16 protein-coding genes and 2 pseudogenes are annotated in these 23,103 nt (G+C 66.4%); all 18 read right to left on the bottom strand.

Going from position 1 to position 23,103, the window contains the following annotated elements; all coding sequences use genetic code 11:
* Nucleotides 1–3: 3 nt before the first annotated feature.
* The 18 genes and pseudogenes from ACVIW0_RS09485 to rsmH all read right to left on the bottom strand — a co-directional run bounded on the left by ACVIW0_RS09485 (nucleotide 4) and on the right by rsmH (nucleotide 23,033).
* The gene (locus ACVIW0_RS09485; RefSeq protein ID WP_461352073.1) at nucleotides 4–912 is read right to left on the bottom strand and encodes an outer membrane protein assembly factor BamD; all 909 of its coding nucleotides are present in this window, start codon (nucleotides 910–912) and stop codon (nucleotides 4–6) included.
* Between the two features lie 259 nt (nucleotides 913–1,171).
* Nucleotides 1,172–2,134, bottom strand: a complete 963-nt coding sequence (lpxC, locus tag ACVIW0_RS09480; protein ID WP_461352072.1) for a UDP-3-O-acyl-N-acetylglucosamine deacetylase — start codon at nucleotides 2,132–2,134, stop codon at nucleotides 1,172–1,174.
* A 350-nt stretch (nucleotides 2,135–2,484) separates the two neighbouring features.
* Nucleotides 2,485–4,266 (bottom strand): cell division protein FtsZ, encoded by a 1,782-nt coding sequence (ftsZ, locus tag ACVIW0_RS09475; RefSeq protein WP_461352071.1) that lies wholly within the window; start codon nucleotides 4,264–4,266, stop codon nucleotides 2,485–2,487.
* 89 nt (nucleotides 4,267–4,355) lie between these two features.
* On the bottom strand, nucleotides 4,356–5,672 hold the full coding sequence (gene ftsA / locus ACVIW0_RS09470; protein ID WP_461352070.1) for a cell division protein FtsA: 1,317 nt from the start codon (nucleotides 5,670–5,672) through the stop codon (nucleotides 4,356–4,358).
* Nucleotides 5,669–6,676 carry a cell division protein FtsQ/DivIB gene (locus ACVIW0_RS09465; RefSeq protein ID WP_461352069.1) on the bottom strand — a complete coding sequence of 336 codons (1,008 nt, stop codon included), beginning with the start codon at nucleotides 6,674–6,676 and terminating at the stop codon, nucleotides 5,669–5,671. The genes ftsA and ACVIW0_RS09465 overlap by 4 nt, the downstream gene beginning before the upstream one ends.
* Nucleotides 6,616–6,883: pseudogene (locus ACVIW0_RS09460) on the bottom strand (hypothetical protein); the annotation flags it as partial. The gene ACVIW0_RS09465 and the pseudogene ACVIW0_RS09460, both read right to left, overlap by 61 nt.
* 125 nt (nucleotides 6,884–7,008) lie before the next feature.
* Nucleotides 7,009–7,995: a D-alanine--D-alanine ligase family protein gene (locus ACVIW0_RS09455; RefSeq protein WP_461352068.1), complete on the bottom strand. Its 987-nt coding sequence runs from the start codon at nucleotides 7,993–7,995 to the stop codon at nucleotides 7,009–7,011.
* Between the two features lie 67 nt (nucleotides 7,996–8,062).
* Nucleotides 8,063–9,046: a UDP-N-acetylmuramate dehydrogenase gene (gene murB, locus ACVIW0_RS09450; RefSeq protein WP_461352067.1), complete on the bottom strand. Its 984-nt coding sequence runs from the start codon at nucleotides 9,044–9,046 to the stop codon at nucleotides 8,063–8,065.
* 272 nt (nucleotides 9,047–9,318) lie between these two features.
* Entirely contained in the window at nucleotides 9,319–10,722 is a 1,404-nt protein-coding gene (gene murC / locus ACVIW0_RS09445; RefSeq protein ID WP_461352066.1) for a UDP-N-acetylmuramate--L-alanine ligase, read from the bottom strand.
* Between the two features lie 120 nt (nucleotides 10,723–10,842).
* A complete protein-coding gene (gene murG, locus ACVIW0_RS09440; protein WP_461352065.1) occupies nucleotides 10,843–11,943 on the bottom strand; it encodes an undecaprenyldiphospho-muramoylpentapeptide beta-N-acetylglucosaminyltransferase in 1,101 nt (366 codons plus the stop codon).
* 35 nt (nucleotides 11,944–11,978) lie between these two features.
* Nucleotides 11,979–13,130, bottom strand: coding sequence for a putative lipid II flippase FtsW (ftsW, locus tag ACVIW0_RS09435; protein ID WP_461352064.1), 1,152 nt, complete (start codon nucleotides 13,128–13,130; stop codon nucleotides 11,979–11,981).
* A 1,117-nt stretch (nucleotides 13,131–14,247) separates the two neighbouring features.
* Complete coding sequence (gene murD, locus ACVIW0_RS09430; protein ID WP_461357287.1) at nucleotides 14,248–15,648, bottom strand: UDP-N-acetylmuramoyl-L-alanine--D-glutamate ligase; 1,401 nt, start codon at nucleotides 15,646–15,648, stop codon at nucleotides 14,248–14,250.
* Between the two features lie 112 nt (nucleotides 15,649–15,760).
* Nucleotides 15,761–16,867, bottom strand: coding sequence for a phospho-N-acetylmuramoyl-pentapeptide-transferase (gene mraY, locus ACVIW0_RS09425; protein ID WP_461352063.1), 1,107 nt, complete (start codon nucleotides 16,865–16,867; stop codon nucleotides 15,761–15,763).
* Between the two features lie 10 nt (nucleotides 16,868–16,877).
* Nucleotides 16,878–18,313 (bottom strand): annotated as a pseudogene (locus ACVIW0_RS09420) (UDP-N-acetylmuramoylalanyl-D-glutamyl-2,6-diaminopimelate--D-alanyl-D-alanine ligase).
* Nucleotides 18,310–19,767 (bottom strand): UDP-N-acetylmuramoyl-L-alanyl-D-glutamate--2,6-diaminopimelate ligase, encoded by a 1,458-nt coding sequence (locus tag ACVIW0_RS09415; RefSeq protein ID WP_461352062.1) that lies wholly within the window; start codon nucleotides 19,765–19,767, stop codon nucleotides 18,310–18,312. Before ACVIW0_RS09415 ends, ACVIW0_RS09420 begins: the two are co-directional and overlap by 4 nt.
* Nucleotides 19,768–19,816: 49 nt before the next feature.
* Nucleotides 19,817–21,571 carry a peptidoglycan D,D-transpeptidase FtsI family protein gene (locus tag ACVIW0_RS09410; RefSeq protein WP_461357286.1) on the bottom strand — a complete coding sequence of 585 codons (1,755 nt, stop codon included), beginning with the start codon at nucleotides 21,569–21,571 and terminating at the stop codon, nucleotides 19,817–19,819.
* 11 nt (nucleotides 21,572–21,582) lie between these two features.
* Nucleotides 21,583–22,035 carry a cell division protein FtsL gene (gene ftsL / locus ACVIW0_RS09405; protein ID WP_461352061.1) on the bottom strand — a complete coding sequence of 151 codons (453 nt, stop codon included), beginning with the start codon at nucleotides 22,033–22,035 and terminating at the stop codon, nucleotides 21,583–21,585.
* A 2-nt stretch (nucleotides 22,036–22,037) separates the two neighbouring features.
* A complete protein-coding gene (gene rsmH, locus ACVIW0_RS09400) occupies nucleotides 22,038–23,033 on the bottom strand; it encodes a 16S rRNA (cytosine(1402)-N(4))-methyltransferase RsmH (RefSeq protein ID WP_461352060.1) in 996 nt (331 codons plus the stop codon).
* Nucleotides 23,034–23,103 lie beyond the last annotated feature (70 nt).

The raw sequence follows: 23,103 nt of genomic DNA, 5'->3' as shown, positions 1-23,103 counted from the left end.
TTCCTAGCCGAGACCTATCTTCTTGAAGGTCCTGCTGATCCAGGATCCCTGATTCTCGCTCGGCTCGAGACCGCCGGACTTTACTAGATTATAGGCGTCCTTGTACCAGCGGCTGTCCGGAAAATTGTGGCCGAGCACGGCGGCCGCGGTCTGCGCCTCGCCGACGATGCCGATCGCGATGTAGGCCTCGGTGAGCCGGTACAGCGCCTCTTCGACATGGCGCGTGGTCTGGTACTGCGTGACCACCGTCTTGAAGCGGTTGATTGCGGCGGTGAAGTCGCGCTTCTCCATGTAGTAGCGGCCGACCGCCATCTCCTTGCCGGCGAGCTGGTCGCGCGCGGCCTGGATCTTGGACTTGGCCTGGGTGGCGTATTCCGAGGTCGGATATTTGCGTACCACCTCTTCGAGCGCCGCGATCGCCTTCTCGGTGCGGCCCTGGTCGCGCGAGATGTCCGGGATCTGGTCGAAATGCGATGCCGCGATCAGGTACTGGGCGTAGGACGCGTCCGGGCTACCGGGATGCAGCGTAACGTAGCGGGTGGCGGAGCCGATGCAGCTGTCGTAATCGCCGGCCTGATAGTACGAATAGGCCGACATCAATAGCGACTTGCGCGCCCAGTCCGAATAGGGGTGCTGACGGTCGACTTCCTCGAACTTCTTCGACGCGGCCTTCAGGTCCTTCTTCTCGTTCATCATGTACAAGCCCTCGTTGTAGAGCTTGTCCGCGGGCTCATCGACGAAGGTATCGTCCTTGGCCATGAATTTGTCCCACAGCGCGCCGGTGCCGCAGCCTGAGAGCGGCAACGCCAGCACGATCAGGCCCGCCGCAAGACGCAGCGTGCGCGCGGCCCTGGTCAGGCCGGAGACGTCAGAAGAGGAGCGTGGTTCGAGCGCCATACGCATTGCCGACATGAATTGTAAAACCTGACGCCTGTGATGCGGTTAACGGCGACCCCACTCCACCCATGAAACCGCGGTCATGGATGCAATATCTCTCGTGCCGTTGGCGCCGTATCAGGCAACCGCGGGCCTGGTTAACCGAAAAATGACCGTGGACCAACCGAATAGGGAGCCAATCCGCCGGGAATAAGGCGGCCTGACAAGGCCCACAGCCTGCCGTGGTTATTGCGGAAATTGGGCCTGACCGCCTAGGCGATGAGGACCTGGGCGATCAGGACACGTCCGGGCCATAGGCCGGGGCAACGAGGCCGCCCACGGTGCCTGCACCGGATTCGGCATGGCCGCGGACCGGCCGGCGCGCAGTCTCCGACTCGACCACCCGCCAGGCGCTGCGGTCGGCCAGCAGCGCCTTCAGCACCGCGTTGTTCAGCTTGTGACCACCCCGGATCGAACGGTAGCTGCCGAGCAGCGGCAGGCCGGCCAGCGCCAGATCGCCGATCACGTCGAGCACCTTGTGGCGGGCGCACTCGTCGGCATAGCGTAGGCCCTCGGCATTGAGCAGGCGGGCCTCGTCGAACACCACGGTGTTGTCGAAGGAGGCGCCGAGCGCGAAGCCTGCGCCCCACAGCCGCGCCACATCGCTCATGCAGCCGAAGGTGCGAGCACGCGCGACCTCGCGGCGGAAGCCTTCCGGCGACAGATCGAAGGAATAAGTCTGGCGGCCGATCACCTTGTTGGTGAAATCGATCTCGACTTCGGCGCGGAACCCGCCGGCGAAGGGACGCAGCTCGCCCATCGCATCGCCGATCTTGACCTGCACCGGCTTCAGCACCTGGATGAAGCGGCGGACGCCAGGCTGGGTCACGATGCCGGCCTGATCGATGGCTGCGACAAACGCGGCAGCGCTGCCGTCCATGATCGGAACTTCCGACCCGTCGATTTCGATCGTGGCGTTGTCGACGCCCATGCCCCGCAGCGCCGCGAGCACATGCTCAGCGGTCGAGACCAGTGGCCCTTCGCGGTCGCCGAGTACCGTTGCAAACTCGGTTGCGATCACAGCGTCTGCGGTGGCGGTCACTTCGCGGTCGGCACCGTCGAGACCGGTGCGGACAAAAATGAAACCCGCATCAACAGGTGCAGGTCCCAACGTGAGACTGACAGGAAGACCGGAATGAACGCCTACGCCAGTCACGGTGGCTTGCGACCGAAGCGTTGTCTGACGGCTGAACTTCATTCGATAATGCCCACTACCCGACTTCACTCAAAACAAGTGGCCAAACTTCCCCAAGGCCGACTCGCTTGAGCTCCCCAAGTCCCGGCAGACCATAGTGATTGCCCTAAACCGCGCCAATTCACGCTTGTTTACCGATTGTTACCCCATCTTTGCCGCTTTCGTGCCCGCGCTTAACCAAATTGCAGCAGCGGAAACGGCCCGCGGAGCGCCACTATCCAACCACCCAAAGAATAATTAATCATTTAAAATCAGTTGCTTGTTCATCGAGCCGAACCGCCTGCCCGCCGAAAAGAGAAGGCCCCGGCGGTTCCCTGCCGAGGCCTTCTTTGTCGCCAAGATTGTAACAAACTTCAGTTTGCCTGCCGGCGCAGGAAGGCCGGGATATCAAGATGGTCGTCGCCCTGTGGCGCCGGGGCAACAGGTGCCTGACGGCCATGAGCGTCCAGTCCCTGCGGCGCGGGCCGCTTTGCATATTCCGATACCGGCGATTCGTTCGCCGAGATCTGCTGGGCGACGCTGCGGGCCGGCTTGCGCTCGGGCAGCGCCGGCATCGCGGGCATTGCCGGACCGGAGGCACGGGCGGCGATCGGCGGCTCAGTCTCCTCGTCGCGGCGGCCGAGGCCGACATTGGCCAACCGCTGCAGCAGCGACAGCCGGGTCTTCTGCGGGTGTTCCGCATCGCCGTCACCACTGGCCTGGCGGATTTCCGCCTGCGCCGGCATCGGCAGGTCCTCGAACTTCGGCATCCGCGGGGCACGGACCGGCGACCGCTCGGCCGCCTGCGGGATGAAGGTCTCGGGCGGCATCTGCTCGTGCTGCTCGGCCTTGGCCGCCTCGTGGTCCGGGAACAACGACGGCTTCTGGGCAATCGGCCGCACCGTGACATCGCCGTAGGAGGCCGGCTGCATCGGAGCCTGGGGCGCGCTGTCCGGGGCAACCGCGGCAGCGATCGCCGCCAGCGCGGCGCGCTCGACGGCCGGACGTTGCTGGGCTGCGGACGGAGCTGCAATCGGCGCAACGGTCACGCCGGTCGGCGGCTCCAGCTTCTGGGCACGCTCGGCCATGCGCTGATTGTCGGCGCGCAGGCGGGCGGTCAGATCGGCCAGCCGGCTCTCCGGCGAACCACCCGACTGCTGCGCGGGAGCTTGGGCACGCGACGCGATCGCGGCCTGCTCGATGCCGGTTGCGACCACCGAGACGCGAATGATGCCGTCGAGCGATTCGTCGAAGGTGGCGCCAACGATGATGTTGGCGTCGGCATCGACCTCCTCGCGGATGCGGGTCGCGGCCTCGTCGACCTCGAACAGGGTCAGGTCCTTGCCGCCGGTGATCGAGATCAACAGGCCGCGGGCGCCCTTCATCGAACTGTCGTCGATCAGCGGGTTGGCGATCGCAGCTTCGGCCGCGGTCAGCGCGCGCTTCTCGCCGGTGGCCTCGCCGGTGCCCATCATCGCCTTGCCCATCTCGCGCATCACGGCGCGCACGTCGGCGAAGTCGAGGTTGATCAGGCCTTCCTTGACCATCAGGTCGGTGATGCAGGCGACGCCCGAGTACAGCACCTGGTCGGCCATCGCGAACGCGTCGGCGAAGGTGGTCTTTTCGTTGGCCACCCGGAACAGGTTCTGGTTCGGGATGATCAGCAGCGTATCGACCACCTTGTGGAGCTCGGAAATGCCGTGCTCGGCGGTGCGCATGCGGCGCTGGCCTTCGAAGTGGAACGGCTTCGTCACCACGCCGACAGTGAGGATCCCCATCTCGCGGGCGGCCTTGGCGATCACGGGCGCGGCGCCGGTGCCGGTGCCGCCGCCCATGCCGGCGGTGACGAACACCATGTTGGCGCCGGTGAGATGATCGCGCAGCTCGTCCATGACTTCCTGCGCGGCTGCAGCGCCGACATCGGGCTGCGAGCCAGCGCCGAGGCCCTGGGTGACCTGGGTGCCCATCTGGATGATGCGCTGCGCCTTCGACATCGTCAGCGCCTGCGCGTCGGTGTTGGCGACGACGAAGTCGACGCCCTGCAACCCGGCGGTGATCATGTTGTTGACGGCATTACCACCCGCGCCGCCGACGCCGAAGACGGTGATCCGCGGTTTCAGCTCGCTGATGTCAGGGGGTGTCAGATTGAGTGCCATGGTTGCCTCTCTCGATTATGCGCGCGTTGGTTCGTCCCGGCCGCTGGCCGCAGGAGCTGGTGAAAATGCAATGAGCCGGGGTGCGGTCATCAGAAGCCCTCGCGAAGCCATCGTCCGACCTTTCCGAAGTAACCGTCTGTCCCTGTCCGGAGCTGCCGCGTGCGCCGCGGTTCGACATGTTCAAGATGAGCGTATTGCGGGTAGACCAAGAGGCCCGTCGGCACCGAGAACGAGGCGCCCTTCGCCTCGTTCGGCAGCCGGCCGAAGCCGAGCGGGCGGCCGATGCGGACCTGACGGTTCAGGAGGCGGGTGGCGAGTTCGACCGTGCCGGTGAGCTGCGACGCGCCGCCGCTCAGCACGACGCGCGCCCTCGGCTCTGCCGCAAAGGGAGAATCCGCGAGCCGGTCACGGATCATTTCGAAAATCTCCTCGGCGCGATGCCGGACAATGTTCGCAATCGTGGCGCGGGACACGATTTGCGGTGTCTCCCGATCGTCGCCCGCAGTGGGGACGGACATCAGCTCGCGGGAGTCCGATCCGCCAGTCAGCACTGTGCCGTATAAAGTCTTGATTCGCTCGGCATCCGCAATGCATGCACCGATGCCGCGCGCAAGATCCATCGTGATGTGTTGCCCACCGAGCGCAAATCCGGATGCATGCACGAGGCGGCCGCCGGAGTAGGTCGCGATCGTGGTCGATCCCGCGCCCATCTCGACGACGGCAGCGCCGAGATCGGCTTCGTCGTCGGTCAGCACCGAGAGGCCCGCGACATAGGGGCTCGACGCCATGGCCTCGACGTTGAGATGGCAGCGCTCGACCACCAGCATCAGGTTCTTGGCGACGGTGGCGTCCGACGTCACCACGTTCATGTCGACGCCGAACTGGCGCGCCACCATGCCCCGGGGATCGCGGATGCCCTTGACGCCGTCGAGCGCGTAGCCGACCGGCAGCGCGTGCAGCACGGTGCGGCCGGCGCCGGCGGCATGCCGCATGCCGGCCGAGGTGACGCGGCTGATATCGTCCGATGTCACCGAGCCGCCGCGGATATCGGCCGCGGCTTCAACCAATTGGCCATGCTGCCGGCCGCCGGAGACCGACAGCAGCACGGATTCGACGCGGACCTTGGCCATGCGCTCGGCCAGTGCCACGGCATGGCGCACCGCCTTCTCGCATTCGGCGAGATCGACCACGGCGCCGGCCTTGACGCCGCGCGACTGAATCTGGCTGTAGCCGATCAATTCGACCGCATGGGTGCGGCCGCGCAGCGCCTCGTTCGGCGGCGACGGCTTGAGCCGCGCGATCATGCAGGCGATCTTGCTGGACCCGATATCGAGCGAAGCCACCATCGCGGTGCGCTTCGGCATCGGGCGGGTCTTCGGGGTCAAATTGCGATCGAGGCCGGTCATGCGCTGTCACCGGCCTTCTTCTTGGACTTCTTGTCCTTGAACAGTTCGTCGCGCGCCTTGCCGGCTTCCTCGGACAATTGCACGATGAGCCGATCGGGCAGCCGCATGTCGACGGCGACAATATCGCGCGAGAACAGCTTCTCGTCCTTGTCGAGCCTGGAGAGTGCGGCCAGCGCGTTGCCGACATCGTTCTCGGGCAGGCGGATGTCGAGGCCGTCCTTCAGACGCAGGTTCCAGCGCCGCTCACCGACGAAGATCGCGGCCTTGGTCACCGAACGCACCTGCGGGTAACGGTCGAGCAGCGCCAGGAAGTCCTGGGCGCGGGTGTCGGCGCCCTTGCCCACCACCAGCGGCAGATTGAGGAAGCGGCGCGTGACGTAGGGCTCCAGCACCGCGCCGTCGGAGGCGATCACCGACAGGCGGCCATTCTGCTGCCACAGCGCGAAGGCGGTGCGCTCGACGATGTCGATCTGCAGCCGGCCCGGATAGAGCTTGAGGATCGTGGCGTCCGCGATCCAGGGATTGGCCTTCAGCTTGGCGCGCACGGTATCGGCGTCGAGGAACAGCAGCGAGGAGCGGCCGTTGACGCCGCCAATCGCAAGCACCTCGTCCTGGCTCAGCTGCTTGCGGCCGTTGATGCCGACGGTGGTGATGCGAAAGCCGGCGGAATTGGCCAGCGCGTTGCGGGTGTCGCTGAGCGCGGTGGTGAATTCCTCGACATGGCCGCCCTTGACGATGCCGAAGCCGAGGCTGCCGAACAGGATCGCAAGCGTCGCGACCAAGCCGATGCGGCGCGGCAGATAGCGCTCGAGCATCTGGATGTAGCGGTTCGGCGGCTCGCGATCGATCAGCTGCGGCCGCTTGGCGGGACGCCGGCGGCGACGCGCCAGATGGGCGCCGACATACTCGCGCAGCAGCACCGCCGCTCCAATAGCGGCCGCTCTCAGGTCAGCTTGGGGCCCCAGCGATCGCAGCGATCGGGTGAGGCGTCCTGCACCATCCATTGCACGAACTCGTCACGTGTTGTGCCCGCAAACCCCGCGGGTCCCGGCACACATCACGTCTCGGCTAGACCGGTGGGATTAGAGTGGCCCCCTGTTCCCTGGTTGCGATCCTCGAAGCGGTAATCCGCGACAGCTCACGCCCCGGCAGCCAAGCGCTACATGCGCCGCCAGCGTTAACCTTCGGGCTTCCTGGTAAACAAACGGTAAATGAGTTCAGCCTGGAGTGTATTTTGATCAACGCTCTGAGTACTTTGCCGCGAACCCGTTAGCATTTTAGCAACAGACCCCGGGTTCCATCCGGCCGAGTCGAGCGCCTTCCCGCCCGATCGGCCTTAACCTCCGGCGCGGCGGCGGGCGAGCGCGATCTGGTCGTTGAGGAAGTCGGCAAACGCGATGCCCTGTGCTTTCAAGGCCTTAGGGTACAGTGATGCCGCGGTCAGCCCGGGCAGCGTGTTGGTCTCGAGGTAGACCGGACCATTGGCCGACACGATGAAATCGCTGCGCGAGTAGCCGGTGCAGGACAATGCACGGTGCGCCCGCAGCGCGTGGTCCATGATCGCGGTGGTCACCTCCGGCGTGAAGCGGCCGGGACAGATCTCCTGGGTCGACTTCAGAAGATATTTGGCTGTGTAGTCGAACGCGCCCTCCCCCGGCACGATCTCGATCGGCGGCAGCGCGAACACTGAGCCGTCAGATTGCTCGAGCACGCCGCAGGTCGCCTCGACGCCCGTGACGAACGGCTCGATCAGATAGTCTTCGTGCTTCGCCGCGTTGCGGACCGCAACGAGATCCTGCTTGGCGTTGACGAAGATCAGCCCGTAGCTCGAACCGTCCTTCGCCGGCTTTGCGATCAGCCTGCCGTATTTCGCGAAGGCGTCGTCGAGCTGTTCGACGGTGATGCCCTGCGGGGCATTCAAGCCTGCGATCGCGGCGAAGCGCTTCGCCGACGGCTTGTCGAACGCCAGATGCGACGACGCCGAGCCGGAGCCGGTGAACGCGACGCCGCGCATCTCGCACATCGCCTGCAATTCGCCATTCTCGGCGCGGCCGCCGTGCAGGCCGAACACCAGCACACGCTGTTCGGCGCGCGCTTTGTCGAGCGCCTGGTCGAGCGCGATGCCGCGACCGTCGGGCTTGAAGTCGACCTCGAAGGGCCGCGTGTGGCCCAGCAGCTTTTCCGACGTCACCGCATGCACGGTGTCGTCGACATCCCAGAACCACAGGTCCGCGTCGGGCAGTGCGCGGTGCAGCGCCTGCGTGCTCGCCACCGAGACCAGCCGCTCCTTGTTGGTGCCGCCGAAAAGAATGGTCACCTGCATGTTCTTTGCCTGTCGTTCGCTACGCCCGTCATTCCGGGGCGCGCGGAGCGCGAGCCCGGAAGCCATTTCACCCCTTGTCCTGCGGCGCGATGGATTCCGGGTTCTCGCTTCGCGAGCCCCGGAATGACGAGTCCGTTGAATTCCCGATCCGCTTGATTTCCCAGTGCAGCTCTATCCCGCTGGTTTGCCTGACCCGCTCGCGCACCGTCTCGCCGAGCGTCTCGATGTCGTGCCCGGTGGCGCTGCCGGTATTGATCAGGAAATTGCAGTGCATCTCCGAGACCTGCGCGCCGCCGACCTTGAGGCCGCGGCAGCCCGCTGCGTCAATCAGCTTCCAGGCGCTGTTGCCGGGCGGATTCTTGAAGGTCGAGCCGCCGGTCTTCTCGCGGATCGGCTGCGCGGTCTCGCGATGTGCCTGCACCTCGTTCATGCGGGCGCGGATCGCTTCAGGTTCGGTGATCGTGCCGCGGAAGCGCGCCGAGGTGAACACGATGGACGGATCGACACCGCTGTTGCGATAGACGAATTTCATGTCGGCATTGCCGAACACATGCTTCGTGCCATCGCGACCGACGCCGGTGGCCTCGATCAGCACGTCCCTGGTCTCGCCGCCATTGGCGCCGGCATTCATGCGCAGCGCGCCGCCGACCGTGCCGGGAATGCCGAAGAAGAATTCCATGCCGCCGATGTTTGCCGCCGCCGCGGTCTCGGCGACGCGCTTGTCGAGCGCCGCGGCGCCGGCAGTGACGACATCGCCGGATGCGCTGATTTCGCCGAATGCACGCGGCGCCAGCCGGATCACGACACCGGGCATGCCACCGTCGCGCACGATGAGATTGGAGCCGACACCGACGACATAGACCGGCAATTCCGCCGGCAGGCGCTTCAGGAAGTAGGCGAGATCGTCTTCATCAGCCGGCGTGAACAGCACCTGCGCCGGACCGCCGACGCGAAACCAAGTCAGCTCGGCCAGCGACTGGTTCGCCAGCAGCCGCCCGCGCAGCTCCGGCATCGCGGCTTTCAGGTCGGGCGTGATGTCGGGGAAGGTCATGACGCGGCAATCGATGTGCGAGCTGGATTGAGAGCGTGTCGCACTGCGTTTTGCGCCAGCGCCCGCGGCTTACCCCTCTCCCCAGCCCTCCCCCGCACGGGGGGAGGGAGCCGGACGAGCGTGCTCACCTCACCGAGCGTCACAACCGCATTCTGACTCGTGGCACGAGTCAGGGAGGCACAGGCGGAGGGGTTCCCTCCCCCCTTGCGGGGGAGGGTTAGGGAGAGGGGTGAGCCGCACCGGCGGTGCTGATCGCAAGCGAACAACATATTTCACCCCAGCGCCTTCAATTCGCCGGGCAGTGCGTAGGCCCATTGCGTGATGTTGCCGGCGCCGAGGCAGACGACGAGGTCGCCGGACTTCGCGAGACCGTGAACGATCCTGGCGAGCTCGCCTGCGTTCGGCAGCGGCACTACGTTGCGATGGCCGTGGGCGCGCAGGCCCGCGGCGAAGTGGTCGCGGTCGATGCCCGCGATCGGCGCCTCGCCGGCCGGATAGACCTCGGCGACCACGACGGCGTCGGCGTCGTTGAAGCAGGTGCAGAATTCCTCGAACAAGGATTGCAGGCGGGTGTAGCGATGCGGCTGCACCACGGCGACGATCTTGCCGTTGGTGGATTCCCGCGCCGCCTTCAAGACGGCGGCGATCTCGACCGGATGATGACCGTAATCGTCGATCACGGTGATGCCGTTGGTCTCGCCGGTCTTGGTGAAGCGCCGCTTGACGCCGCCGAAGCCGGCCATGGCCTGGCGGATGACGTCGTCGGACACGCCGAGCTGGTGCGCGACCGCGATCGCCGCCGTCGCGTTGGACGCGTTATGGCGTCCCGGCATCGGCAGCATGATGTCCTTGATCTCGTGCGTCGTGCCCGACTTGCGATCGCGGATCACGACGGTGAATTTCGAGCCGCCGCCCATCGGCGTGAGATCCAGCAGTTGCGCATCGGCCTGCGGGTTCTGGCCGTACGTGATGATGCGGCGATCCTCGATCTTGCCGACCAGGGTTTGCACCACGGGGTGATCGGTGCACATCACGGCAAAGCCGTAGAACGGAACGTTCTCGACGAAATTGCGGAACGCATCCTGGATCGCCTCGAAGGTCTTGAAGTGATCGAGATGTTCAGGGTCGATATTGGTGACGATGACGATGTCGGACGGCAGCTTCAGGAAGGTGCCGTCGCTCTCGTCGGCTTCGACCACCATCCAGTCGCCGGCCCCTAACCGCGCGTTGGAGCCGTAGGCATTGATGATGCCGCCATTGATCACGGTCGGATCGAGCCCGCCGGCGTCAAGCAAGGTCGCGACCATCGTTGTGGTGGTGGTCTTGCCGTGGGTGCCGGCGATCGCGACGCAGCTCTTCAGCCGCATCAGTTCCGCCAGCATCTCGGCGCGCCGCACCACGGGAATGCGCCGTTCGCGCGCCGCCATCAGCTCGGGATTGTCGCGCTTGATCGCGGTCGAGACCACGACGACATCGGCGCCATCGACATTCTCGGCGGCGTGGCCGACCGAAACCTTGGCGCCCTTCTTGCGCAACCGGTCGAGATTGTAATTGTCCGACGCGTCAGAGCCCTGCACGGTGTAGCCGAGATTGATCAGCACCTCGGCGATGCCGCTCATGCCGATGCCGCCGATCCCGACGAAATGAATGGGTCCGATCTCGCGCGGCAGTCTCATCTTGCTAGCACCTTCATCGTGTCCTGCCTCATCCGGCAATCCTCCGACTTATGGAAGACTGACATGGCCGTAACAAGCCCGGCAGTGGCATTCCATAGGCGAAAATTCCAGGAAAGCGGCCTAAATTCCCGCCACTTTCGCCACCAGATCGGCGAGTCGCTCGGCGGCATCGAGCCGGCCGACGCCGCGCGCGGCCTCCGCCATCGCGGTCAGCCTCAAAGGCTCCGCGGCGAAGGCCGAGATTTCAGCGGCGAGCCGCTCGGGCGTAAAGTCGCTCTGCGCGATGCGCAGCGCACCGTTCGCCTGCGACAGCACGCCGGCATTGGCGAACTGGTCCTGATCGATCGCGCCCGGCAGCGGCACCAGGATCGAGGGCCGGCCGATCGCGGCGAGCTCGGCGACGGTGCCGGCGCCGGACCGCGAGATCACCAGCTGGCTCGAGGCGAGGCGCGCCGGCAGGTCGGCGAAGAACGGCGCCAGTTCGGCATTGATCTTGAGCCGGTCGTAGACCGCACGGACCCGCGCCATGTCCTCTTCGCGGACCTGCTGGGTGACGATCAGGCGGCTCCAGAGCGCGGGCGCAAGCTTCTCGATCGCGGGCGGCACGATATCGCTCATCACCCGCGCGCCCTGGCTGCCGCCGACGACGAGCAGGCGCAACGGCCCGGCCACCTCGGGCGGCGTGTATTTCACCGCCGCTGCGGCAAGGATCGCCGGGCGCATCGGCGTGCCGACAGTAGTCGCCTTGCCGGCAAGCGCCGGATCGCGATCGAGCACGCCGGGCAGCGAGGTCGCGATCGCGTTGACGCGGCCGGAGAGGAAACGGTTGGCGCGGCCGAGCACCGCATTGGCATCGTGGATGATAACGGGGACGCCGAGCATCCGCGCCGCCACCAGCGGCGGCAAGGTCGGGTAGCCGCCGAAGCCAACCACAGCGGCGGGCTTCAGCCGGCGCACCAGACTGGCGGCGACCAGCGTGCCGTAGCCGAGCATCAGCACGGTCTGCACCAACGAGATCGGATTGCGGCTGCGCACGGTGGCGCTCGGCACCAGGTCGATGCTCTCGCGGCCGAACAGGCCGGAGTAGCGCAGCGCACGGCCGTCGGTCGCAAGCCGCACGCGCAGGCCACGCCGGATCAATTCCACGGCGAGCGCTTCGGCCGGGAACAGATGGCCGCCGGTGCCGCCGGCCGCCAGCAGAATCAGGGGCGCGTTGTCCATGGTTTCCAGATAACCGACACAGCCGTCACAGTCACCTACGCGTAGGCGCGCTGGGCGCTGGCGCCTTCCATCGATTCGATCTCGGTGCGCGGCCGCTGCCGCGTCAGCGCCAGCATCATGCCGACGCCATAGGCGAGCGACACGAACGACGAGCCGCCATAGGAGATGAACGGCAGCGTCATGCCCTTGGCCGGGATCAATTGCAGATTGACCGCCATGTTGATCGTCGCCTGCACGCCGAACAGGATCGCAAGCCCCGACGCCGCAAAGCGCGAGAACATGTCCTCGGTGGCATAGGCGCGGGTCAGCGTGCGGATCACGATGAAGCCGAACAGCGCGACCAGCATCAGGCAGAGGATGATGCCGAACTCCTCCGCCGCGACCGCGAACACGAAGTCGGTGTGGCTGTCCGGCAGGCTGCGTTTTGCAATTCCCTCGCCCGGGCCGAGCCCGAACCAGCCGCCGTTCCAGAACGCTTCCATCGCGGTGTCGACCTGGAAGGTGTCGCCGGAAGCGGGATTCATGAAGCGCTTGATGCGGCCGGCGACGTGCGGCACCAAGAGATAGGCGCCGAACAGGCCGGCGCCGGCGGCGCCGGCGAGCCCGAACACCCAGATCATCCGCATGCCCGCGATGAAGAACAGCGCGCCCCAGACCGTAAGGATCAGCATGGTCTGGCCGAAGTCGGGCTCCATCACCAGCAGCGTGACCAGCGTCATCAACAGCACCAGCGCCATCGAGGTCGCCGGCATCTCCGGCCGCCTGGTCGATTCCGCGAACAACCAGGCCGCGACGATCACGAAGGCGGGCTTGGCGGCCTCGGAGGCCTGGATGTTGACGCCGAGCAGCGTGATCCAGCGCCGCGAGCCCTTGACCTCGGGGCCGATCAAAAGCGTCAGCACGATCAGCGCGATCGAGACCGCGAACACGATCAGCGCGGTGCGCCGGATCTGCCGCGGCGTCATGAACGACACGCCGATCAGCACGATCAGCGACGGCACCAGGAACATGACGTGGCGATTGAAGAAGTGGAACGGATCGAGCCCGATCCGGGTCGCCACCGGCGGGCTCGCCGCCAGCGACAGGATGACCCCGGCCAGCATCAACGCGGCGATCGCGACAAGCAGCAGCTTGTCGACGGTCCACCACCAGTCCGAGAACGGGGTGCGTTGGTCACGGGCGAGCATGGGCGTCCCCAGATGGCAGAGAGAACGTCCATTCGTGGCGCAGGATGGTTTCCAAGGGGTTAACGGGTTGGGTAACTTTTGAGGGAGGTGGGATGGGTGCCCACGACGTCTTCAGCGTCATTACCCCGCGTGTGCGGGTGATCGCACGGCTCTCTCCACACGTCGTCCCGGCGAAAGCCGGGACCCATAGCCACAGGGTTGTGTTGTTGAAGTATGCTGTGGCCCCAGCGTCGCACAACAATGCGCATTTGGGGTAATGGGTCCCGGCCTTCGCCGGGACGACGGTGAGTTTGTGGCGCGGCCATTGAGTCATAAGTTAGCATTCTCGCGACATGATTGTCCGAGTCTTGCTCTTTCGTTCCGCCCTCTCCGTTGGTGAGGGCGCAGGGAAAGCCGGGTGCCGATCGCACCCATGGGCCCCGTGCAAATGGGTAGAAAGCACGGGGGTAGGACCACAGGTGTAACCGGAGCAATCCGGCTTTCCCTGCGCGATGGGTTACGGCTTATACGTGCTCTCCCCGGCGAGACTGGGCTTTGTTGTCACCGTCTTCGCGACGCGCATTGCGCAATCCGAAAAGACACCTACCGCTAGGGCGTCAGGCCTGCACGACTTCGCCGTCCGCCTTGCGTGCTCTCGTCAGGCCACGCGCAGCGTCCACCGCATCTCGACCCGCGTTCGTGACGACCGCGAAGCGCCCCTCGATCGGGTGAGACGGATGCGCTTATACACTGAGTTGCTCTTCGGATAAAGCGAAATATTTTCACCGAGGGGGCTTGCGCCGTCGGGCAACTCAGTGGCACGCGCGCGTGAGGCGGGCACCGGTGGCAGGGTTCCCTCTCCCCTTGCGGGAGAGGGCTAGGGAGAGGGGTGCCACACGACGTGCTGTCTCAATATGCGCTTGAATGCCACGCGATCGAAATTGCGAGAGCGACGTTTGCGGGCGTCATCTCGCCCGGGGCCACCCCTCTCCCCAACCCTCCCCCGCAAGGGGGGAGGGAGCCTGAGCGGCGTGCTCACCTGACAGTGAACGCAGCGTGGGTAGAGCGAAACGAAACCAACCATCTCAATCCACCGCACGAAGGTGATGGGTTTCGCTGCGCTACCTACGATAACGTGTCACACCACCGGCTTCACGCCCGGTAGTGCCCGGACGATGTCGCGGAAGGCGGTGCCGCGGATTTCGAAATTGCGGTACTGGTCGAACGAGGCGCAGGCCGGCGACAGCAGCACGACGGCCTCCGCGAGGCCCGACGCCTCGGCATCGCGCGCGGCGCTGGCGATCGCAACGTCGAGCGTGCCGGACATGTCGTGCGGGACGCGGTCGCCGAGCGTGCCGGAGAACTCGGCCGCCGCTTCGCCGATCAGATAGGCCTTGCGGATGCGCGGGAAATATTCGGTCAGGCCGGTAATGCCGCCGGCCTTCGGCTTGCCGCCGGCGATCCAGTAGATGTCGGCGAACGACGACAGCGCATGCGCGGCCGCGTCCGCATTGGTGCCCTTGGAGTCGTTGACGAACAGCACATTGCCGCGGCGGCCGACCTGCTCCATGCGGTGCGCCAAGCCCGGGAAGCTGCGCAGCCCGTTCTGCAGCACGTCGGTGGCGATGCCCATTGCCAGCGCGCAGGCCGAGGCGCAGGCCGCGTTCTGCGCATTGTGCAGGCCGCGCAGCGAGCCGATGCCGCCAAGCCGCGCGATCTCGCTGCGGGCAGCGCCCTGTGCGCGCACGATGGTCTCGTGCTCGACATAGAGGCCGTCGGGCAGCGGGTTCTTCACGGAGATGCGCACCACGCGCTTGCCGGCGCGATCGAGCCGGTCGGCGATGTTGCGGCACCAGATGTCGTCGACACCGGTGATCGCGGTGCCGCCCTGCTGCACGCCGGCAACCAGCCGCTCCTTCACCGCCGCATAGTGCTCCAGCGTGCCGTGGCGATCGATGTGGTCCTCGCTGATGTTGATCAGGATGCCGACCGAGGGATCGAGCGACGGCGCGAGGTCGATCTGGTAGGACGACATCTCGATGACATGGACGCGGCCCATCCGCGGCGGCTCCAGCGACAGGATCGCGGTGCCGATATTGCCGCCCATCTGGGTGTCGTAGCCGGCGACATCAATCAGATGCGCGATCAGCGCCGTGGTGGTCGACTTGCCGTTGGTGCCGGTGATCGCGACGAACGGCGCGTTCGGCGCATGACGGCGCCGCTCGCGGCAGAATAGTTCGACGTCGCCGATCACCTCGCAGCCCGCCTCGCGCGCCTTCAGCACGCTCCAGTGCGGCGCCGGATGGGTCAGCGGCGCGCCGGGGGTCAGGATCAGCGCGGCGAAATTCGCCCACGACACGGTGCGCAGATCGGCGGTGGTGAAGCCGGCCTGCGCCGCCTTGGCGACATTGTCGGCATTGTCGTCGGCCGCGATGACCTCCGCGCCGCCGGCTTTCAGCGCGTGGCAGCTCGCAAGCCCGGAGCCGCCGAGCCCGAACACTGCGACCGTCTTGCCGGAGAAGGAGGTAACGGGGATCATCATGACCTCTCTGTCATTCCGGGGCGTGCGGAGCACGAACCCGGAATCTCGAGATTCCGGGTCTGGTGCTGACGCACCATCCCGGAATGACGGTGGTTGGGATGCATCATCATCATCGCAACTTCAGCGTCGAGAGGCCGGCGAGCGCGAGCATCACCGAGATGATCCAGAACCGGATCACGATCTGCGGCTCGGTCCAGCCCTTCTGCTCGAAATGATGGTGCAGCGGCGCCATCCGGAACACCCGCTTGCCGGTCAGCTTGAACGAGGTGACCTGCACGATGACCGAGACCGCCTCCAGCACGAACAGGCCACCGATCACGGCGAGCACGATCTCGTGCTTCACCGCGACCGCGGTGGCGCCGAGCATGCCGCCGAGCGCGAGCGAGCCGGTGTCGCCCATGAAGATCGAAGCCGGCGGTGCGTTGAACCAGAGGAAGCCGAGACCGGCGCCCAACACCGCGCCGCACAACACCGCCAGTTCGCCGGTGCCGGCGACGTAGTTGATCTGCAGGTAGTCCGAGAACACCGCGTTGCCGGTCAGATACGAGATCATGCCGAAGCTCGCGGCGGCGATCATGACCGGCACGATGGCGAGGCCGTCGAGGCCGTCGGTGAGGTTCACCGCATTGCCGGCACCGACCATCACGAAGGCGCCGAAGATCACGAAGAACCAGCCAAAATTGATCACGAGGTCCTTGAAGAACGGAATCACGAGCGAGGTCGACGAGACGTCGCGGCCGAGCCGGACCAGCGCGTAGCAGGCGGCCAGCCCGATCGCCGCCTCGATCAGCAGCCGCAGCTTGCCGGCGAAGCCGGAGTGTGACTGCTTTGTCACCTTCAAATAATCGTCATAGAAGCCGACGAAGCCGAAGCCGAGCGTCACCGCCAGCACGATCCAGACATAGGGATTGAGCGGATTGGCCCAGAGCAGCGTCGACACCACGAGCCCGGACAGGATCATCAGCCCACCCATGGTGGGCGTGCCCTTCTTGGAGATCAGATGCGACTGCGGACCGTCGCTGCGGATCGGCTGGCCCTTGCCCTGCCGCAACCGCAAATGATCGATGATCCAGGGCCCGAACAGGAACACGAACAGTGCGCCGGTCACCATCGCGCCGCCGGTGCGGAAGGTGATGTAGCGGAACACGTTCAGTGCACTGCGGAATGCCCCAAACCCCGGAACGGTGTTGGACAGTTCGATCAACCAGTAGAACATTCAAGGAGTCCTATACCGCTTCTTCGTGCGCGGCCTTATCGGGGAAGCGTTTCTCCAGCGCGGTGACAATGAGCTTCATCTTCGATCCGAGCGAGCCCTTCACCATGATCACGTCACCGGCACGGACCGCGGCGACCGCCTGCGCTTCGAGCGCCGCCGAACTCTCGGCATAGCCTCCCCGCTTGCCGGTGGAAAGAGCATCCCACAGATTCCGCATCAGCGGACCACAACAATATACGAGGTCGATGCCATTGGCGCTCACGGCCTCGTTCAGGCCGCGGTGCAATTCGGGCCCGGTCGGCCCGAGCTCGAGCATGTCGCCGAGCACCGCGATGCGGCGTCCATGCGGCCCGACCTTGGCCTGGCCGAGCACGTTGAGGGCGGCGCCCATCGAGGCCGGGTTAGCGTTGTAGCTCTCGTCGATCAGCGTCGCCTCGCCATGGCCGACCTCGAGCGTGCGGCGGAGGCCGCGGCCGGTCGGCGCCTCGAGCTGCGACAGCGACAGCGCCGCGCGCGCGCGATATCGGCGCCGAGCAGCGCGGCGCCGGCGAGCACCGCGAGCGAATTCATCGCCATGTGGCGGCCGGGCATCCCGATCTTGTAGGTGATGTCGTGGTCGAGAATATCGGCATGCACCGCCGAGCAGGTCGCGTGCAGCGAGAGGTCGAGCAGCCGCGCCTCGGCGCGTTTGTCGGTACCGAACGAGACGATCCGCGCGATGCCGGCCTTCTCGGCCTGCTGCTGCAGCCGCGCGAACTGGCCGTTGTCGCGGTTGAGCACCACGGCGCCATTGGGCTCGACGCCGGAGAAGATCTCCGCCTTGGCGTCGGCGATCGCCTCGATGCCGGCGAAGAATTCCAGATGCACCGGCTCGACCGTGGTGATCACGGCGACATGCGGCCGCACCATCTTGACCAGCGGCGTGATCTCGCCGGCATGGTTCATGCCGATCTCGAACACCGCAAAGCGCGCACTCGCCGGGCAGCGCGCCAGCGACAGCGGCACGCCCCAATGATTGTTGAACGAGGCGACCGAGGCATGGGTCTCGCCCTGCGCCGACAGCACGCGGCGCAGCGCCTCCTTGGTCGAGGTCTTGCCGACCGAACCGGTCACCGCGATGATCTGCGCCTTGAGCCGCGCGCGCGAGGCGTGGGCGAGCTCGACGAGCCCTGCGAGCACGTCGTCGACCACCATGAGCGGCGCATCAGCGGGAAATTTTGCGCGCTGCGCGGCCTCGACCACGGCGAGCCCGGCGCCGGCTTTCAGCGCCGCCTCGACGAAGGCATGGCCGTCATGGACGTCGCCCTTGATCGCGAAATACGCATCGCCCTTTGCAATGGTGCGGCTGTCGATCGAGAGGCCGGTGACGCCCTCCGGCAGTGCGCCCTGCGTCGCCGCACGCATCGCTGCCGCCATCGCATCCGAGGTCCACAACATCGTGCTCATGTTCTCTCCGCTGCTAGCGCGGCAGCAACCGCCTCGTGATCGCTGAACGGCAGCGTCGTGCCGCCGACGATCTGCCCGACCTCGTGGCCCTTGCCGGCCACAACAAGCGCATCGCCCGGCTCGAGGCCGGCAATGCCGGCGCGGATCGCAGCAGCGCGGTCGCCGATCTCGCGCGCGCCCTTTGCGGTCGCCATGATCGCGGCGCGGATCGCCTCGGGCTTCTCGCTGCGCGGGTTGTCGTCGGTGACGATGATCTGATCGGCGTTCTCGGCGGCGATCGCGCCCATGATCGGACGCTTGCCGGCGTCGCGGTCGCCGCCGGCGCCGAAGATCACGACCAGCCTGCGCTTGGCATAGGGCCGCAGCGCCTGCAGCGCCTTGGCGAGCGCATCGGGCTTGTGCGCGTAGTCGACGAAGATCGGCGCGCCATTGTGCTCGCCGACGAATTCCAGCCGGCCCTTTGCACCCTCGAGGTGTTCGAGGCAGCCGAACACATCTTCCGCCGCGCTGCCGGTACCGATCGCAAGGCCGGCGGCGACCAGCGCGTTCTCGATCTGGAATTCGCCGACCAGCGGCAGCCGGATCGCGTAGTCGCGGCCGCGATGCGCGATGATGAGCTTCTGGGCAAAGCCATCGATCGCGGCGTCGGTGAGCTTGATGCCCTCGCTTGCTTCGGCGTTGCGGCCAACCGTGATGATGCGCAAGGCCCGCGCGCGCGCCGCATCGATCACCTCGGGCGAGCAATCATGATCGGCCGAGACCACGGCAGTGCCGCCATCGGCGACGAGGTCGCGGAACAGCCGGAGTTTGGCATTCAGGTAATGCGCGACATCGGGATGATAATCCATATGGTCGCGCGACAGATTGGTGAAGCCGCCGGCGGCGATGCGCACGCCGTCGAGGCGATACTGGTCGAGGCCGTGCGAGGAGGCCTCGAAGGCGAGGTGCGTGACGCCGTCGCTCGCGATCTCGTCGAGCTGGCGATGCAGCGCGATCGGATCGGGCGTGGTCAGCGAGCCGTAGACGGAGCGCTTGTCCGAGACGAGGCCGATGGTGCCGATGCTCGCGGAGGAATGACCGAGCCGCTGCCAGATCTGGCGCGCGAACGCCGCGACCGAGGTCTTGCCGCTGGTGCCGGTCACCGCCGCGATCGTCGCGGGCTGCCGCGGATAGAATCTGGCGGCGGCGAGCGCCAGCGCGCGGCGCGGATTGGGCGTCGTCACAAACGGCACGCGCAGCGCCGCCGGTGGCGGATGGTCGCCCGCGACCGCGACCGCGCCGGCGGCGATCGCCGCATCGACGAACCGCGCGCCGTCGGTCTTGCTGCCGGCCAGCGCGAAGAACAGGTCGCCCGGCTTCACCGCACGGCTGTCGACCGCAAGCCCTCCGACAATGAGCGAGGAGGCACTCGGATCGATCGTGGCGTCATCGCTGAAGAGGTCGCGAAGTCTCATGATCTTCCAGTCTGGCCGGCGCCGTTCTGGCGCCGCGTGATGTTACGCCTTACTGGGTTGTTCTGGATGCCGCAAGAATAAGGCGGTCGGACGGCGGCAGGTCGAATCGCGGTTCGATGCCCAAAAGCGGCGCAATTCGGGCGATCACGTTGCCGCCGGTCGGCACCGCGTTCCAGCCCGAGGTGATGAACCCATAGGTCTCCTTCAGGGGCTGCGGCTCGTCGAGCATGATCAGAAGCTGGTATTTCGGATTGTCGGCGGGCAGGATCGCGGTGAAGGCGTTCAGCACGCGCTTCTTGGCGTAGTGGCCGTTGATGACCTTTTCCGCGGTGCCGGTCTTGCCGCCGATATAGTAGCCCTTGACGTCGGCCTTCTTGGCGGTGCCGATCTCGGCGTTGAGCCGCATCAGATAGCGCATCTTGTCCGAGGTCTCGGGCTTGATGACGCGCTTGGCCAGCGCCATCGCCTCCTGCTCGGTGCGCTTCAGGAAGGTCGGCGGGATCAGGTAGCCGCCATTGACCAGCGCGTCGATGCCCATCACCGCCTGCAACGGCGCCACCGCGATGCCGTGGCCGAACGAGATCGTGACGGTGTTCAACTCGCCCCACTTCTTCGGCACGATCGGCGAGGCGCTCTCCGGCAATTCGGTGCGCAGCCGCTCGAGCTGCCCCATCTTGCGCAGGAACGCCTTGTGCGCGTCGACGCCCATCGCCAGCGCAATGCGCCCGGCACCGATATTGGAGGAATAGTAGAACACCTCCTTCATGTTGATCATGCGGCCCATGTTGTGATCGTCATGGATCGCGAACTTGCCGTAGTGCAGCGGACCGCGCGCATCCCACATCGAGTTGAGGTCGAACCGGCCCGAGTCCAGCGCCATCGCCAGCGTGAACGCCTTGAAGGTCGAGCCCATCTCGTAGACGCCGGTGGTCAGGCGGTTGATGCGGTCGGGATCGTGCGCCTCCTTCGGATTGTTCGGATCGAAATCCGGCACCGACACCATCGCCACGATCTCGCCGGTGCGCACGTTGGAGACGAGGCCGGAGGCGGCCTTGGCCTTGAACTTCTCCTTCGCCTTGAGCAATTCGTCGCGCAGCGCGTGCTCGACGCGCAAATCGACCGACAGCTCCACCGGCTTCTGCAGCCGGTCGGTGGCGAAGCCCGCGCGATGCAGATCGGCGAGACCGTTATTGTCCAGCCACTTCTCCATGCCGGCGATGCCCTGGTTGTCGATGTTGACCAGGCCGATCAGGTGGGCGACTTCGTTGCCGGTCGGATAGACGCGCTTGTTCTCGCGCAGGAAGCCGACGCCGGGAAGACCGAGGCGATGGATGTCGAGCTGCTGCTTCGGCGTGATCTCGCGCTTCAGCCAGACGAAGCCCTTGCGCGACGACAGGCGGTCGCGCACTTCGCCGGTGTCGAGATCGGGCAGCGCCCCGGTCAAAAGCTCGATCGCCTCGTCCTTGTCGATCAGGCGGCGCGGCTCGGCGAACAGGCTCGGCGCCTTGACGTCGGTCGCGAGAATGGCGCCGTTGCGGTCGGTGATGTCGGGCCGCGCCGTTGCGATCGCATCCTGCGAGGCGGCGCGCCGCGCGCCATGGCTGTCGGCGCCGACGGCAAACAGCACGAGACGTCCGGCCAGTACGCAATAGACCGCCGCAAAGGCGATGATCGCAAGGCCGACGCGCGCGCGCGCCTTGGCGGCGCGGTCGACATTGCTGCCGTACAGCAGCGTGCGGATCAGCCGCTGGCTCCAGGGCTCGGCGGATTTCACGGGTTTGCTGGCGGGTGCCGGATCGGTCATGGCTGGTCCCGTCATTGCTGGTCTCCCCCGCCCTGCTCGGTGTCCTCGGTGGACGCGGGCTGGTCGGCGGCCGGCTGGTCGGTCGCCGGCTTGTCGATCGATCCGGTCGTGCTGTCGGGCGCGGCGGCGGCCTCGATGGTGTCGATCATCGCGCCGATCGGATCGCGCGAACCGGGCCGCGCGAAGCTCGGCGGCCGCTCCGGCAGGTTTTTCAGGGAATCGTACTGGTTGGCGTTGATCGGCTTCAGCGGCAGATGGCGCTCGGCAAGCCCCTGCAGCCGGAGCGGCGCATCGAGCTTGGCCCATTCGGCGCGCAAGGTGGCGATCGCGTTGCGCTGCTCGCGGATCTCGGCGTTGAGCTGCAGCACGCGTTCGACGCGCGCGGTCGATTCCATCTTGATGCGGTAAACATAGGACGCCGCGAAGATCAGCATGCCGATGACGAGGAGATGGAGAAGGCGCATCGTCAGCCTCCCCGCTTCAGGTCGGCGAGACGCGGCCAGGACGGCAGCTCGTCGTCGGCGTGCACCGGCGCCGCGGTGCGCTCGGCCGCGCGCAGTTTTGCGGAACGCGCGCGCGGATTCGCCGCGGTCTCCGCGTCGGATGGCACGACCGGGCGCTTGGTCAGGATCTGAAAGCTCGGCGCGGCCTGGGCAATCTCGGGCAGATGCCGCGAGCCGGCCGCGGCCTTGCCGCGCTCGGCGAGGAAGTTCTTGACGATGCGGTCTTCCAGCGAATGGAACGAGACGACCGCGAGCCGGCCGCCCGGTTTCAGCACGCGCTCGGCGGCGGCGAGCGCCAGATAGAGCTCGTCGAGCTCCTCATTGACGAAGATGCGCAGCGCCTGGAAGGTCCGCGTCGCTGGATGGATCTCGTTCGGCTTGGCGCGCACGACCTTCGCGACGATGGCGGCGAGCGCCTCGGTCGTCGTGATCGGCGCCTCCTTGCGCGCGGCGACGATGGCGCGGGCAACGCTGCGCGAATGGCGCTCCTCGCCGAAGATATAGATGATGTTGGCGAGCTGCTTCTCGGAGGCGGCGGCGACCACATCGGCCGCGGTCAGCCCGCTCTGGGCCATCCGCATGTCGAGCGGGCCGCCGAGGCGAAACGAAAAGCCGCGTTCGGCCTGGTCGAGCTGCATCGAGGAGACGCCGACATCCATCACGACGCCGTCGACCTTGTCGACGCCCTGCGATGCGCAGACCTCAGCAAGATTGGAGAAGCGGTCCTCGACCAGCGTCAGGCGGCCGCCGGCGCCGTCGACCAGATCGAAGCCGCCGGTGATCGCGGTGCGGTCGCGGTCGATGCCGATGACGCGCGTGTCGGCGACGTCGAGGATCATGCGGCTGTAGCCGCCGGCGCCGAAGGTCGCGTCGACATAGATGCCGCCGGCGCGCGGCGCGAGATAGGCGACCGCCTCGCGGCCCAGCACCGAAATGTGACGCAGCGCACGCTCGCTCATGCGCGGTCCCCGGGCAGGGCCGCGTAACTGGCATGCAAGCTGGCTGCGCGCCGACTCATTGTGTCTCGAA

It is taken from the genome of Bradyrhizobium sp. USDA 4454 (assembly GCF_054822705.1).
The sequence above is the reverse complement of the archived record's forward strand: the minus strand, read 5'-3'. Positions and strand labels throughout refer to the sequence as shown.